The sequence below is a fragment of the Streptomyces sp. NPDC001220 genome (genome assembly GCF_053597895.1).
The window spans coordinates 493,947-507,600 of record NZ_JBSFJE010000005.1 but is presented as its reverse complement, the minus strand read 5'-3'; the positions used below and the strand labels follow the sequence as shown (position 1 = coordinate 507,600).

6 protein-coding genes and 1 pseudogene are annotated in these 13,654 nt (G+C 73.1%); 1 reads left to right on the top strand and 6 read right to left on the bottom strand.

Annotated features, from left to right (window positions below; genetic code table 11):
- Positions 1 to 34: 34 nt before the first annotated feature.
- From ACWDGI_RS15770 to ACWDGI_RS15750, 5 genes and pseudogenes are all read right to left on the bottom strand, one after another.
- Entirely contained in the window at positions 35 to 640 is a 606-nt protein-coding gene (locus ACWDGI_RS15770; RefSeq protein ID WP_450759252.1) for a GTP-binding protein, read from the bottom strand.
- Positions 621 to 4,296 (bottom strand): annotated as a pseudogene (locus ACWDGI_RS15765) (hydantoinase B/oxoprolinase family protein). Before ACWDGI_RS15765 ends, ACWDGI_RS15770 begins: the two are co-directional and overlap by 20 nt.
- 24 nt (positions 4,297 to 4,320) lie before the next feature.
- Positions 4,321 to 4,716, bottom strand: coding sequence for a DUF742 domain-containing protein (locus ACWDGI_RS15760; RefSeq protein WP_450759250.1), 396 nt, complete (start codon positions 4,714 to 4,716; stop codon positions 4,321 to 4,323).
- Between the two features lie 9 nt (positions 4,717 to 4,725).
- Positions 4,726 to 5,160 carry a roadblock/LC7 domain-containing protein gene (locus ACWDGI_RS15755; RefSeq protein ID WP_360496758.1) on the bottom strand — a complete coding sequence of 145 codons (435 nt, stop codon included), beginning with the start codon at positions 5,158 to 5,160 and terminating at the stop codon, positions 4,726 to 4,728.
- Positions 5,157 to 7,991 (bottom strand): nitrate- and nitrite sensing domain-containing protein, encoded by a 2,835-nt coding sequence (locus ACWDGI_RS15750; RefSeq protein WP_450759248.1) that lies wholly within the window; start codon positions 7,989 to 7,991, stop codon positions 5,157 to 5,159. Before ACWDGI_RS15750 ends, ACWDGI_RS15755 begins: the two co-directional genes overlap by 4 nt.
- A 436-nt stretch (positions 7,992 to 8,427) precedes the next feature.
- On the opposite strand from ACWDGI_RS15750, the gene ACWDGI_RS15745 reads away from it, so the two are divergent.
- The gene (locus ACWDGI_RS15745) at positions 8,428 to 8,976 is read left to right on the top strand and encodes a hypothetical protein (protein WP_450759246.1); all 549 of its coding nucleotides are present in this window, start codon (positions 8,428 to 8,430) and stop codon (positions 8,974 to 8,976) included.
- A gap of 53 nt (positions 8,977 to 9,029) precedes the next feature.
- Here the strand turns inward: ACWDGI_RS15745 and ACWDGI_RS15740 are convergent, their stop codons facing one another.
- Positions 9,030 to 13,625, bottom strand: coding sequence for a hypothetical protein (locus ACWDGI_RS15740; protein ID WP_450759244.1), 4,596 nt, complete (start codon positions 13,623 to 13,625; stop codon positions 9,030 to 9,032).
- Between the last annotated feature and the right edge of the window lie 29 nt (positions 13,626 to 13,654).

Sequence of the window (13,654 nt, the reverse complement as noted above, 5' to 3'; positions counted from 1 at the left end):
CCCGGTCGGCGGGGGTACGGGCCGTGCCGGCGCCTCAGGTGGTGACGGTCTGGCGCTGGCCCGCCGCGTACGCCATCGCGTGCTGGACCACGCCGATGAGCACCTGCTTGACCGACTCGCGGTCCCGGGCGTCGCACAGCAGGACCGGCACGTCCGCGTCGAGGTCGAGGGCCTTGCGGATGTCCTCGGCGGGGTAGCGGTCCGCGCCCTCGAAACAGTTGACGCCGACCAGGAACGGTATGGAGCGCCGCTCGAAGTAGTCGACGGCGGCGAAGCAGTCCTCCAGACGGCGCGTGTCGGCGAGCACGACAGCGCCCAGCGCGCCCTCGGACAGCTCGTCCCACATGAACCAGAACCGCTCCTGCCCCGGCGTGCCGAACAGGTACAGCACCAGGTCCTCGCGGAGGGTGATGCGGCCGAAGTCCATGGCGACGGTGGTGGTGTGCTTGCCCTCGACGCCGTTGGTGTCGTCGACCGGCCGCCCGGCCTCGGTGAGCACCTCCTCGGTGCGCAGCGGCCTGATCTCGCTCACCGCGCCGACCAGGGTCGTCTTGCCCACGCCGAAGCCGCCGGCCACGAGGATCTTGAGCGTGACGGGCTCGACCGGGGGCTTGCCGCGCTCAGATCGCCCGAAGATCATCGATCTCTTCTCCTGCTTGATGAGGGTCGCTTGATGGGGTCGGGTGACGGGCTTCCGTATCCGCCGCCACCTGGGGTTTCGATGACCAGTACGTCGTCGGTGCCGACGTCCGCGCTGTCGCTGCCGGCGAGCTCGGTGACCGTGCCGTCGGCCCGCTCCACCCGGTTGGCGCCGAGCGCGCCGGGCGCGCCGCCCGCCATGCCGTACGGCGGGACGCGCCGGTGCTGGGACAGGGTGGAGACGGTCATGGGCTCGAGGAACCGGATGCGGCGCACCGCGCCGTCCCCGCCTTGCCAGCGGCCCGCGCCGCCGCTGCCCCGCCGTACGGCGAACTCGTCGAGACGGACCGGCAGTCGCCACTCCAGGACTTCCGGGTCGGTGAGCCGGGAGTTGGTCATGTGGGTCTGTACGACGCTCGCGCCGGGGAAGCCGTCGCCGGCCCCGGATCCGGAGGCCACGGTCTCGTAGTACTGGTGGCGCTCGTTGCCGAAGGTGACGTTGTTCATCGTGCCGGAGCCCTCGGCCTGGACGCCGAGCGCCGCGTAGAGGGCGCCGGTGATGGCCTGGGAGGTCTCGACGTTGCCCGCGACCACGGCGGCCGGCGGCTCCGGGGCGAGCATCGACCCGGGCGGTACGACGATGTCCAGTGGGCGCAGGCAGCCGTCGTTGAGCGGGATGTCATCGGCGACCAGGGTACGGAAGACGTACAGCACGGCCGCGTTGACGACGGCGAACGGGGCGTTGAAGTTGGTGTCCAGCTGCGCCGAGGTGCCGGTGAAGTCGACGGTCGCGCGCCGGTTGTCGCGGTCCACGCGCACGCGTACCCGGATCACGGCGCCGGAGTCGGTCTCGTAGGCGTACGCGCCGTCGTCCAGGGCGTCGATGACGCGGCGGACCGCTTCCTCCGCGTTGTCCTGGACGTGCCGCATATAGGCCTGGACGACGTCGAGGCCGAACTCCTCGATCATGCGGCCGACTTCGTCGACGCCCTTGCGGTTGGCGGCGATCTGGGCGCGCAGGTCGGCGAGGTTGGTGCGGATGTTGCGGGAGGGGTAGCGGGCCTCGGCGAGCAGCCGGCGGGTCTCGGCCTCGCGGAACCGGCCGTTCTCGGCGAGCAGCCAGTTGTCGAAGAGGACGCCCTCTTCGTCGATGGTGTGGCTGTCGGCGGGCATCGAGCCGGGGGCGATGCCGCCGATCTCGGCGTGGTGGCCGCGGGAGGCCACGTAGAAGAGGATCTCCGGGGCACTGCCGGGGTCACCCTCCGTGTCCGCCGTGCCGGTGCCGGTGCCCTCGGTGCCGAAGACCGGGGTGATCACGGTGACGTCGGGGAGATGCGTGCCGCCGTGGTACGGGTCGTTGACGGCGTAGGTGTCGCCGGGGCGCATCGAGGTGCCGCGGCGGCGGATGACCTCTTGCACGCTGGTCCCCATGGAGCCCAGGTGGACCGGGATGTGCGGGGCGTTGGCCACCAGGTTCCCGTCCGGGTCGAAGAGGGCGCAGGAGAAGTCCAGGCGCTCCTTGATGTTGACGGACTGGGCCGTCGACTCCAGCCGGGCGCCCATCTGTTCGGCGATCGACATGAAGAGGTTGTTGAAGACCTCGAGCAGAACCGGATCCGCTTGTGTGTCGAGATCGGAACTCTGCGTGACCGCCGCGCGTTCCATGACCAGATGCCCGCCGTCGGCCGCCGCGGCCCGCCAGCCGTCGTCGACGACGGTCGTGGCGCCCGCCTCGGCGATGATCGCCGGGCCGGTGACGGATTCGCCGGGGGGAAGGGCCTCGCGGCGGTGGAGGGGTACGTCGCGCCAGGCGCCGCCGGTGTGGAGGCGGACGGTTTCCGGGGCGGCGGGACGGCCTTCGTACGGGGCGAGGGCGGAGAGATCGGGGGGGCGGGTGATGCCGGTGGCTTCCACGGAGAGGGCTTCGACGACGACCGGGCGGTCGAGCGTGAAGGAGTACGTCGCGCGATGACGTTCCTCGAAGGCGTGTTTCATCGTGTCGGGCTCGGTGAGCTCGACGGTGAGGGTGGTGTCGGTGCCGTCGTAGCGGAGCTGGGCGCGGCGGGTGACTTCGATGCGGTCCTCGGGGACGTCCTCGGCGAGGAGTTCGGAGCGGGCCGTGGCCTCCAGGTCGTCGGCGGTCTTGAGGATGCCGGACATGGCGGCGGGCTCGAGGGGAGCCTCGACGGACTGTTCGCGCATGGCGGTGGTGTCGGCGAGGCCGATGCCGAGCGCGGACAGAAGACCCGCCATGGGCGGCACCAGGACGGTGCGGATGCCGAGCGAGTCGGCGACCATGCACGCGTGCTGGCCGCCGGCCCCGCCGAAGGTGGTGAGGGCGTAGCGGGTGACGTCGTGGCCCTTCTGGACGGAGATCCGCTTCACGGCGTTGGCGATGTTGGCCACGGCGATGCTCAGGTAGCCCTCGGCGACCTGTTCCGGGGTCCGGTCGTCGCCGGTCTGTTCACGGATCTCGCGCGCGAGACCGGTGAAGCGGTCGCGGACGAGGCCGGCGTCGAGGGGCTGGTCGCCGTCGGGTCCGAAGACGAGGGGGAAGTGGGCGGGCTGGATCCGGCCGAGCATGACGTTGGCGTCGGTCACCGTGAGCGGGCCGCCGCCCCGGTAGCAGGCCGGACCGGGGTCGGCGCCGGCCGAGTCGGGGCCGACGCGGTAGCGGGAGCCGTCGAAGTGCAGCACCGAGCCGCCGCCCGCGGCGACGGTGTGGATGTCCAGCATGGGCGCGCGCAGCCGCACGCCCGCGATCTGAGTGGTGAAGACCCGCTCGTACTCGCCCGCGAAGTGCGAGACGTCGGTGGAGGTTCCGCCCATGTCGAAGCCGATGACCCGCTCGAAGCCGGCGAGCTGCGACATCCGCGCCATGCCGACGATCCCTCCGGCCGGCCCGGAGAGGATGGCGTCCTTGCCGCGGAACTGCCCGGCCTCGGCGAGGCCGCCGTTGGACTGCATGAACATCAGCCGGACGCCTTCGAGTTCGTCGGCGACCCGGCGGACGTAACGGCGCAGCACGGGCGACAGGTAGGCGTCGACGACGGCGGTGTCGCCGCGCGGGACGAGCTTCATCAGCGGGCTGACCTCGCTGGACAGCGAGATCTGCGGGAAGCCGGTACGGGCGGCCAGCTCGCCGATCGCCTGCTCGTGGGCCGGGTGGAGATGGCTGTGCATGCAGACGACGGCGACGGCACGGATCCCCTCGTCGTACGCCTCCTGCAGCGGGCCCGCCAGCGCGTCCAGGTCGGGGGCGCGCAGGACGGTGCCGTCGGCCGCGATGCGCTCGTCGGCCTCGACGACCCGTTCGTACAGCAGCTCGGGCAGGTCGATGCGGCGGGCGAAGATGCGCGGGCGGTTCTGGTAGGCGATGCGCAGGGCGTCGCGGAAGCCGCGCGTGATGACGAGCAGGGTGCGCTCGCCCTTGCGTTCCAGCAGCGCGTTGGTGGCGACCGTGGTGCCCATACGGACGGCGTCGACCTGGTCGCCGGAGCCTTCGAGCAGCTCGCGCACGCCTGCCACCGCGGCGTCGGCGTACCGTGCGGGGTTGTCGGAGAGCAGTTTGTGGGTGAGCAGCCGGCCGTCCGGGCGCCGCGCGACGACGTCGGTGAACGTACCGCCCCGGTCGACCCAGAACTGCCAGCCTGTCACGTCACTACTCCGCATCCGCGCCGGTCACAGCGCCCGGAGGCCGTTGATCACGTCGCGCAGAATACTCTCGTCCACCAGCTCGGCCGGTGGGACCGGGCGGTTGACATGGACGAGTTCACCATCGACGAGGTCACCGACGAGGACCCGGACCACTCCGACGGGCAGATCGAGTCCGGAGGCCAGCTCGGCGACCGACTGCGGGGTGTCACGGCACAGCTCGACGATGTCCACGTGCTCCGGGGACAGCATCCGGTCGTCCTCCGGGTCGTCCGCGTGGGCCTCCGTGACGACCACCGCGATCAGATCGAGGCGGTGCTGGGCCGCACTGGTGGTGCGGCCCCGCGTCATGGCGTACGGACGGACGACCGGTCCGGCCTCGTCGTCGAACCAGCGACTTCTTCCCTGACCGTCTCCGCTCATGTCATCCCACTACCCGCCCGAGGGCAGATCGGTGCGCGGAGCGGCCACCAGATGTGCGCCGACCCGCTTGACCAGGAGTGTCATCTCGTACGCGACCTGGCCGACGTCGGAGTCGGCGTCGGAGAGGACGGCCAGGCAGCTGCCGTCGCCGGCCGCCGTGACGAACAGGAAGGCGTCGTCGAGCTCGACGACGGTCTGCCGGACGCTGCCCGCCTCGAAGTGGCGGCCCACGCCCTTGGCGAGGCTGTGGAAGCCGGAGGCCACCGCCGCCAGGTGCTCGCCGTCCTCTCTGGTGAGGTCCTTGGAGACACCGGTGGCCAGGCCGTCGCCGGAGAGCACGACGGCCTTGCGGATGCTGGCGACCCGGTCGACCAGGTCGTCCAGGAGCCAGTTCAGCTCGCCCTTGTTCGTCGCCGTGTGGCCGGTCGCCTTCGGATCGGTCATCGACCGTCCCCCTTAGTCGTTCCTTGTGCTGTGCCGTCCCCGGACCCGTCGCCCGCGGTGTTCTCCGCCCGGCCGCGCTGCCAGCCGCGCTGGAGCGAGGCCATGCGGCTGCGGACCTCGTCGGCGTCACGCTCGACGGGTTCCGGCTCGTGCCCGGCGGGGCGGGCGGGTTCCTGTCGCAGCTGTGGGGCCAGATTGGCCTGCCGTACCCGCCGGGGCAGCGGCCGGGTGCCGGGTGCGGCCTCCGGGGGTGTGCTGCCAAGGGGCGGGACGGAGTCGTCGGTGCCGCTGCCGGAGGTGATCGCGGAGCGGCGGGTTCGCCTGGGCAGCGCGGGGGGCCCGGAGGGTTCCGCCGGGCCGGCCGCCTCGGGCGCCGTGCGTGCCTCGTCGCGGTCGGCCGGGCCGCCGGTGCGCTGCGGAGGCGGCTCGGTGCGGCGGCGGGAGGGCAGCGGGGCGAGTCCGCCCGGTTCGGGCCGGCCCGCGTCCGCCGGGTCCCGGTCGTCCGGTCCGGCGCGGCGGGAGCGCTGCTCGGTGACGGGCCTGCCGTGTGAGCTGACCAGCTTGGGCGTACTCCGTCGGGGCAGCGGCACCGGCCCGCCGGGCCGCTCGTCGCGGAAGCCGTCCGCGGTGTCCGGGGCGGGCTGACGCAGCTCGCTCACGACGGGCGCGGTGTCGTCGTCGGGGCGGGCGAGGGAGCGGCGGGGGCGGAACAGACCGCCGCGCTCGCTGTCCTCCTCGCCGAGGGCGCCCGGGAAGTCGTCCAGCGCGTCCAGGTCGACGGGGGCCTCCAGCTCGACCGGTCCGCCCAGGAGCGCGGTCGGCAGCCCGGGGCGCTGCCCCGACATCTGGGTGAGGGTGGTGGCGCGGCTCTCCTCGGATCCGGTCTCCGAGGCGGTGCGGGGGCGGTCGAGGCGGAAGCCGACCCCGTTGGTGTCGGGGATGTCGTCGGTCAGCAGTACGTCGGGGATGAAGACGACGGCGGTGGTGCCTCCGTAGGGGGACGGCTGGAGGGAGACGCGGACGTTCTGGCGCTGGGCAAGGCGGCTGACCACGAACAGGCCGAGCCGGTCGGTGTCGGAGAGCTCGAACTCGGGGGTCTCGGCGAGCCGCAGGTTGGCGTCGAGAAGTGCCTCGGCCGCCATACCGAGGCCCCGGTCGTGGATCTCCAGGGTGAAGCCGTTGGCGACCCGCTCGCCAAGGACCTGGACGGCGGTGTGCGGCGGCGAGAACACCGTGGAGTTCTCGAGGAGTTCGGCCACGAGGTGGGTGAGGTCGGCGACGGCGGGGCCGGTGACGGCGACCCGGGGCAGCCGGCGGACCTCGATGCGCTCGTAGTCCTCGACCTCGGCCACGGCGGCACGCACCACGTCCATCAGCTGGACGGGGCGGCGCCACTGCCGCGAGGGGGCGGCGCCGGAGAGGATCACCAGGCCCTCGGCGTGCCGGCGCATGCGGGTGGTGAGGTGGTCGAGGCGGAAGAGGTCGGCGAGTTCGTCGGTGTCCTCGGTCCTGCGCTCCATGGTGTCGAGCAGGGTGAGCTGCTTGTGCAGCAGTACCTGGCTGCGGCGGGCGAGGTTGACGAAGACCTCGGAGACGCCGGAGCGCAGTTCGGCCTGTTTGACGGCGGCTTCCACGGCGGCGCGCTGCAGGGTGTTGAGGGCCTGGCCCACGTCGCCGATCTCGTTCTTGTCGTACTCCAGGCGCGGGACCTCGGTCTCCACGTCGACCTGTTCGCCCGCGGACAGCCGGCGCATCACGCTGGGCAGCCGGACCCCGGAGGCCTCGTGCGCCTCCTGGCGCAGCAGCCGCAGGTCGCGGACGAGGCTTCGGCCGACCCGGACCGACACGACCAGCGAGAAGACCACGGCGACCAGGCCGAGGACACCGACTACGGCCGCCTGGACGATCACGCTGACGGCGACCGGCCGGATGCGTTCCTGGTAGCGGTCACCGACCTGGTCGTCGAGGGTGCGCAGTTCGTCGAGCACATTGCCGGCGGCGGTGTCCCAGCTCTTGGCGCCGACGTCGTTCGGCACACCGGATCCGGCGTCGATCACGGACTGTTCCGCGGTCCGCAGCGGGGCGGTCGTGGCGTTCTTCCAGAAGCGGTCGAAGCGGTCGCGTTCCGACGACGGCAGCAGCGGCAGGCTGATGTCGTACAGGAGGGTGCGCTGGGCGACGAGGTCGGAGATCTCCCGGGTCTCGGCGCGGGAGATCTTCCCGACCACGAGGGCGGAGCCGAGCAGGGCGTCCTCGCGGGAGAGGAGTTCGCGGGCGCGGGTGATGTTGATGAGCGCGCGGGCCTGCTTGTCCATCTCGACGTCGTCGATCCCGCCGAGGGAGGCGAGCAGCGTGTAACAGGGGTCGACCACGCGGTTGTAGAGGTCGAGGGCCTGGGCGCGGCTGACGGTGCCCTGTTCGACGCTGTGCCGCAGGGCGTCGATGCCCTCGAACGCGTCGAGCACGGCGGTGAGGCGTTCGGCGTCGCCGGCGCTCATACCGTCGCGGGCGCTCTGCTTCCCGGCGTTCTTCCGCAGATCGGCGACGGCACTGTCGGTGGCGGCGCGGGTGCGGTGCAGGGCGGCGAGCGCGTCGGCGGCGCGCGGGTCGGCGAGATAGACGAGGGTCTGCCGGCGTTCCTGCTGGAGGACCCGGGCGGTGTCCTCGGTGGGGTAGCCGATGTCCTCGACGATGCTCGACACCTGGAACAGCTGGGTGACCTCGCGCCCCGTGAGCACGGCCGCGAAGCCCCAGACGGCCGTCAGGGACACCAGCGGCACGAGAAGCAGCGCCACGATCTTCCGGCGGATCGACTTCCCGCGAAAGCGCATGGCCTCCCCCAGCTCGACCCCCGCCGGCCGGGGGTACACATGTACGTCAACAAACGGCGCGAGCCTACTACCGCCACATGGATAACTCGAAGACGCGTCCGGACGACGAACTTCCGCCTCGGTGCCGGGACATGGGGACCGGACAGGGAGCGATGTCCGGGCATTGCGGGAGATTGCCACCGCGATCGCGCCGACTTCGCGCGCGTCGGGGCGGGAACGACACGAAGGATCAGTTGGCCGGAAATTTTCACTGGTTGGGAATCATCGGGCGGGTTCGTTCGTCCTTGTTGATGGGCGATGGGTGCGAAATCGGCCACAGGAGCCGTATCTCGCATCCGGGCAGCGTAAAACAGCGCAAGCCGGGCAGCCACTGGGGAGCCGGGGTCGTCGGACACCGGTGCGAGAGGGTCTGTCGGCGGTGGGGAGTGACACCTTGATGGGGACGGCTCAGCGGCGCTTGGCGCCCGAGGACGGCACGGCGGCACGCTCGGCGGTGCGTCCGGTGCCCGAGGCGCCGGACGGTGGCCTTGCGCCACGCGGCGGCGTCGAGGAGCTCTCCGCGGCGCGTTCGCGCACGCAACAGCAGGCACAGTACCGGCCGTTGTGGGTCGAGGAGCCGGCCAAGCGGTACCGGATGCCGGATCCGGTGCGTACGTCGGCGGTACGGGCGCTGATCATCATCGCCGTCACGCTGATCCAGGCCATGGTGGCGTTCTTCTGCACGATGGCGGAGTCCTGGCTGGCGTTCCCGATGGTGATCAGCAGCGTGGCGAGCACGGTGGTGGCCACCTGGGGCGCGGTGGACGTCCTGGTGACCCGTCAGGTGTGGAACCAGCGCTACGGCGTGGTCTCGGAGCCGAGCAGCACGGCACGCTCACTCCGCCGCGAGCGACGCGCGGCCCGGCGGCGGCAGCGGGCCGCCGAGCGCGAACAGGAGCGGATACGGCGGCGCGGCGGCAACGCCGGGCGGCTGTCCCACCCCTGAGACCGGCACCGCCGTCAAAGGACGGGGCTTCAGATTGACGCCTCCTGAACACTTCAGGCGGACGGCCTCTTGAACATGCGGGTCGCCGTGATCTCGCTGTGCCCGGCCTCCCCCGCCTGCGGCTGTTGCGGCAAGCCGGGGCGCAGGTGCTCCTCCACGCTGATGTACTTCAGCCCGGCCCTGAGGTCGGCGTCGTTCCGCAACCGGATGACCAGGGGGAACTCGGCCAGCGCGGTGGTGTCGAACAGCCCGGTCGTATAGAGCAGCTGCACGCCCAACGCGTCCGACACGGCTCGCTGCAGCTCCAGCAGATAGGTCGCGTTGGCCCGCCCGATGGGGTTGTCGAGGAACAGTGTCCCGGCGTGCCGGTGCTTGTCGCGCCCGCGGTCGTTGGACCTGAGCGCGGCCATGGTGCAGTACAGGGCGATGGCCGCGGTGAGCAGCTGCCCCCCGGAGAACACGTCCCCCATCTGCCCCACCGGCACCCGCTCGGCGCGCAGCACGGCGTCCGGCTTGAGGATCTCGACGGCGACCCCCTTCGGCTGCAGGGCCGCCCCGACCCCTCTCAGCAGCAGGGACATTCCGTCCCGCCGCAGGTCGGAGTTCTTCTTCACGGCGGCCCGGGTCGCCTCGTCGACGACCTCGCCGAGCCGCTCGGTGAGCGTGGCCTGGTCGGGCTCCTCGAAGCGGATCCGGAGGAACTCCTGCCCGGACCACTCGCCGAGTCCCTCGGGCAGCCGGGACAGCCGCTGGGCGGACCGCAGGGTCGCGAGGGCCGACTCGACGAGCCCGCGCAGCCGGTCCACGATGGAATCGCGGTTGCGCTCCAGCTGGGCCAACTCGTCGGTCAGCACCCGCAGTCGGGGTGCGAAGGCGTCCGCCCACTTCTGGGCGTGCTCGGGCAGCGCGGAGGCGGGCAGTTCACGGATCTGCTGCCGTGCGGGTGTCCGGACCGCTTCGTAGCGCGTGGAGTTGGCGTGCCGTACGAGCACATCGCTCGCCTCGCGCACGGCGGATTCGGCGGCGGAGAGATCGCCGGCGCAGCCGCGCAGTGACCGGCGGGCCTCGGCGGCGGACTGCCGGGCCTCCTCCAGGGTGCCGGGGTAGGGCTCGGGCTCCTCCTGCTCCTCGTCGGTGAGGTGTTCGCGCAGCAGGTCGCGGAGCATGGCGGCGATCTCGTCGATGCCGCCGGCCGCGTCCTCGGCCGCGCGGTGGGCGTCCAGCAGTTCGGCGTGTGCCTCGCGGGCCTGGGTCAGGGACTCGGTGCGGGTGGCGAGTTCGGCGGTCGCGGTACGCAGCAGGGCCTGTGCGTGCTCGGCGTCGCGCGGCTGGAGCTCCTCGGGCAGCTCGGTGTGCGCCTCACCGTCCTCGGGGGCGTGCCGTTCCGCCTCGCCGCGCAGCCGTCCGAGCTGCTCGCTCGCGGTGGACATCCGGGTCTCCAGGAGCTGCACCAGCTCCTCCGCGCGGGCGGCTGCGGCCTGCCGGGACGGCCCGTCGGAGCCATCGGGCGACTGCAGCAGCTGCTCCGCGCGGGTGCGGACCTTGTTGGTCAGCCGTTCCAGCTCCGTGAGCGCGGCGCTCTCGTCGCTCTCCGAACGGGCCTGCTCGGCACGGAGGTCGGCGCCGACGCCGACCTTCTCGTACACCTGTGAGGCGGCCCGGTAGGCCTCCCGGAGGGCGGGCAGCGAGGACTTGGGCGCGTCCTCGTCGGCTTCCGGTACGTCGTCGGGGGCACCGGCGATCTCGGCCCGCTCGGCGCGCAGCGCGCGGGCGGTGCGGCGGGCGTCGTCGGCGGCGCGCTGGGCGCCGCGCCGGTCCTCGTCGGCGACGCGGGCGCGCTCCAGGCAGGACTGGGCGCGGGCCTCCGACTCGGTGGCCTCGTCGGCGAGTTCCCGCAGCTTGACCTGCCAGCCGGCCCGCTCGCGCAGCCGGAACGCGAGGCCGGCGAGGGCGTCGGCGGCGCGCCGGGCCTTCTGCGCGGCCTCCTGCCGTTCGTCGCGCACCTGGGCGGTCTCGGCGGCCGCCTCCTCGGTCTCGGCCCGCACGGTCCGTGCCTCGGCCAGTTCGGCCTCGGACTCCTCGGCGAACGCGCGGGCCTCCCGCGCGGCCCGGGCCAGCTCCACGAGCCGCCCGGCCGGGCAGCCGGTGCGCCAGGAGGCGAGCCGCGCGGCCAGCTCGCGGTCCTTGCCGAGCCGGGCGGCGAGGCCGCGGATCTCCTCGTCCCGCTCGGTGGCCCGGGCGCGCAGCGCCTGCCGCTCCTCGTCGGCGGCGTGCTCGTCGTGCATGGCCGGGTTCGGCGGTACGAGGAACACGTCGCCCGGGGTGGCGTCGGCGGCCGGGGTCGGCGCGAGCAGGGCGGCGGCCGTACCGACGGCGACGGCGGAGCGCGGCAGCAGGGCGGCCTCGCCGAGCGCCTCGCGGGCCCGCGCGTGGGTGTCCGGGTCGGTGATGATGACGCCGTCGACGAGTTCGGGGCGGGCGGCGAGCACGCGCGCGTGGTCGGTCGGGTCGACGGCCTGGGCGAGATAGCGCCAGCCGGGCAGCGCCGGGATGCCGTGCTCGCCGAGGTACTCGACGGTGGCCAGCACGTCGGGGCCGGGCGGCAGCAGCCCGCCGTCGCCGAGGGCGCCGAGAATCCGGGAGTCGTCGGCGGCCGCGGTGCGCAGTTCGAACAGGTGCCGTTCCGCGGAGCCGACGGCGTCGTCGAGCAGCTCGCGCAGCTCGTCGGCGAACCGGTCGAGTTCCTCGGCGCCGAGGGCCTCGTCGGCGTCGGCGCCCCGGGGCCGGGGAATGGTCGTACGGGAACCGGTGAGGCCCAGCAGCTCGGTGAGCCGTTCCTCCGCCGCCAGGGCCTCCGCCAGGCGTTTCTCGGCGTCGTAGGTCCGCTCGGCGGCGGTCGCGGCGTCTGCCGCGCGGGCGGCCGTGAGTTCGGCGCGGGACTCGGCGGAGGCCGCCTCTCGTGCGTGTTCGGAGGCCTTGCGGGAGGCCTCGCGCGCGATGTCCCAGGCGGCCACGGCGGTCTTCTCGGCGTCGCTGGCCGCGAGGGCGGCGCGGGCCGGGTCGGCGTCCGGGGCGCTGTCGTCGAGCCAGCCCGCGCGGACGGCCTCGGCGGTCTCCTGCTCGACCTCGCCGAGGCGCTGGCGCAGATGCCCGACCTCGCTGCGGGCGCGCTGCGCCTCGGTGGCGGCGGAGGTCGAGTCGCGGTAGGCGCAGTCGCTGACCTCCTGGAGGGCGGCGGACCGCTCCTCCTCCTCGTTGGCGAGCTGCTCCGCGCTCCCGGCGGCCGCGTGCAGGGCCCGGACGAGTTCGACGGCGGCCTTGGCGCGGGCGGCGAGTGCGGGGGCCGCGTCCCGCTCGGCCTCCTGGATGGCGGCGGACACGCGCGCGACGCGGTCGGCGGCGGCGCGGTGGCGCAGCACGGCCTCGGCGGCCTGCCAGGCCGAGTGCAGGGTGCGGGCCTCGGCCAGCTCGCGCTTCTGCGCGGTGGCGGACTTCTCACCGGCGGCCAGTGCCAGCGAGGCGTGCCGGTAGGCGAGTTCGGCGGCGATCAGCGCGCTGCGTTCGCGGGCGCCCTCGGAGTGCGTGACGGCGTACGCCGCGGCCGTGACGCGCTGGGCAAGGTCGGCGGCGCGCATCCGCTCCTGCGCGCCCCGCGCGGACAACCGGCGCGCGAGCGTGCGGGTACGGCGCTCGGCGCCGGCGTGGATGTCACGCGCGCGTGCCCGCGCCTCGGCCGCTTCGACGATCCGCCCCAGCAGATCCACCGACCCGGCGGTGAAGTCCCGTTCGGCGATCAGCTCGGCGCGCCGGCCCAGCTTGTTGCCGAAGCCGCCGACCAGGTCGGCGAGCCCGTCGGTGTCCCGGGTGTCGGTCACCGCGCGCAGCAGCAGGTCGGTGAAGTCGGAGTCCTTCTTGACCGCGAAGAGGCCGGCGGCCTCGCCCTCGTCGGCGTTCATCTCCCGCTGGTAGCGGAAGAGTTCGGGATCGAGGCCGAGGTCGCCGAGGTGCTCGATCCAGCGGTCGTGGATCTCCTCCCAGTGCACCTCCAGATGCGGGTACGCCTTGCCCGCCTCGGTGATGGCGTCCCGGAAGCCCTTCATGGTGCGCCGCCGCCCCTGGGCCCCGGAGGCGCCCTCCACGGGCGGCCGTACGGCGGTGGACTCGGCGACCGGCAGATTGTCCAGGGAGAGCCCGGGCCCGGGCCGGAACGAGTACCAGGCCTCGGCGAACTTCCGCGGATCGTTGGAGACCTGCCGTCCCCGCCACTCGCTCACCTTGCCCACGACCACGCACTCACCGGTGAGCGTGTGCTGCCACTCCAGGGCGACGTGCCCGCAGTCGTCGGCGAGCAGGAACTTGCGCAGCACGCCCGAGCTGGCGCCGCCGAGGGTGTTGCGGTGGCCCGGCAGCATCACCGAGAAGATCAGCTTGAGCAGCACCGACTTGCCGCCGCCGTTCTCCAGGAAGAGGACGCCTGCGGGGGCCGGGCGGCGCGGCGGGCCGACCGGCTCCTCCTCGAAGAACTCCGCCTGGGTGGGGGCCGGGTCGGGCACGGGCCGGCCGACGCCCCGCAGGTCCAGCACGGTGTCGGCGTAGCGCGCACCGGCGGGCCCGATGGAGTAGAGGCGGACCCGGGACAGCTCGTACATGGCGGACTCTCGTAAGTCTGGGGAAAGGT

What these genes read in the sequence shown, in the direction of transcription:
- ACWDGI_RS15770 (WP_450759252.1), bottom strand. Translation starts at nt 640, where the DNA reads ATGATCTTCGGGCGATCTGAGCGCGGCAAGCCCCCGGTCGAGCCCGTC.
- ACWDGI_RS15760 (WP_450759250.1), bottom strand. Translation starts at nt 4,716, where the DNA reads ATGAGCGGAGACGGTCAGGGAAGAAGTCGCTGGTTCGACGACGAGGCC.
- ACWDGI_RS15755 (WP_360496758.1), bottom strand. Translation starts at nt 5,160, where the DNA reads ATGACCGATCCGAAGGCGACCGGCCACACGGCGACGAACAAGGGCGAG.
- ACWDGI_RS15750 (WP_450759248.1), bottom strand. Translation starts at nt 7,991, where the DNA reads ATGCGCTTTCGCGGGAAGTCGATCCGCCGGAAGATCGTGGCGCTGCTT.
- ACWDGI_RS15745 (WP_450759246.1), top strand. Translation starts at nt 8,428, where the DNA reads ATGGGGACGGCTCAGCGGCGCTTGGCGCCCGAGGACGGCACGGCGGCA.
- ACWDGI_RS15740 (WP_450759244.1), bottom strand. Translation starts at nt 13,625, where the DNA reads ATGTACGAGCTGTCCCGGGTCCGCCTCTACTCCATCGGGCCCGCCGGT.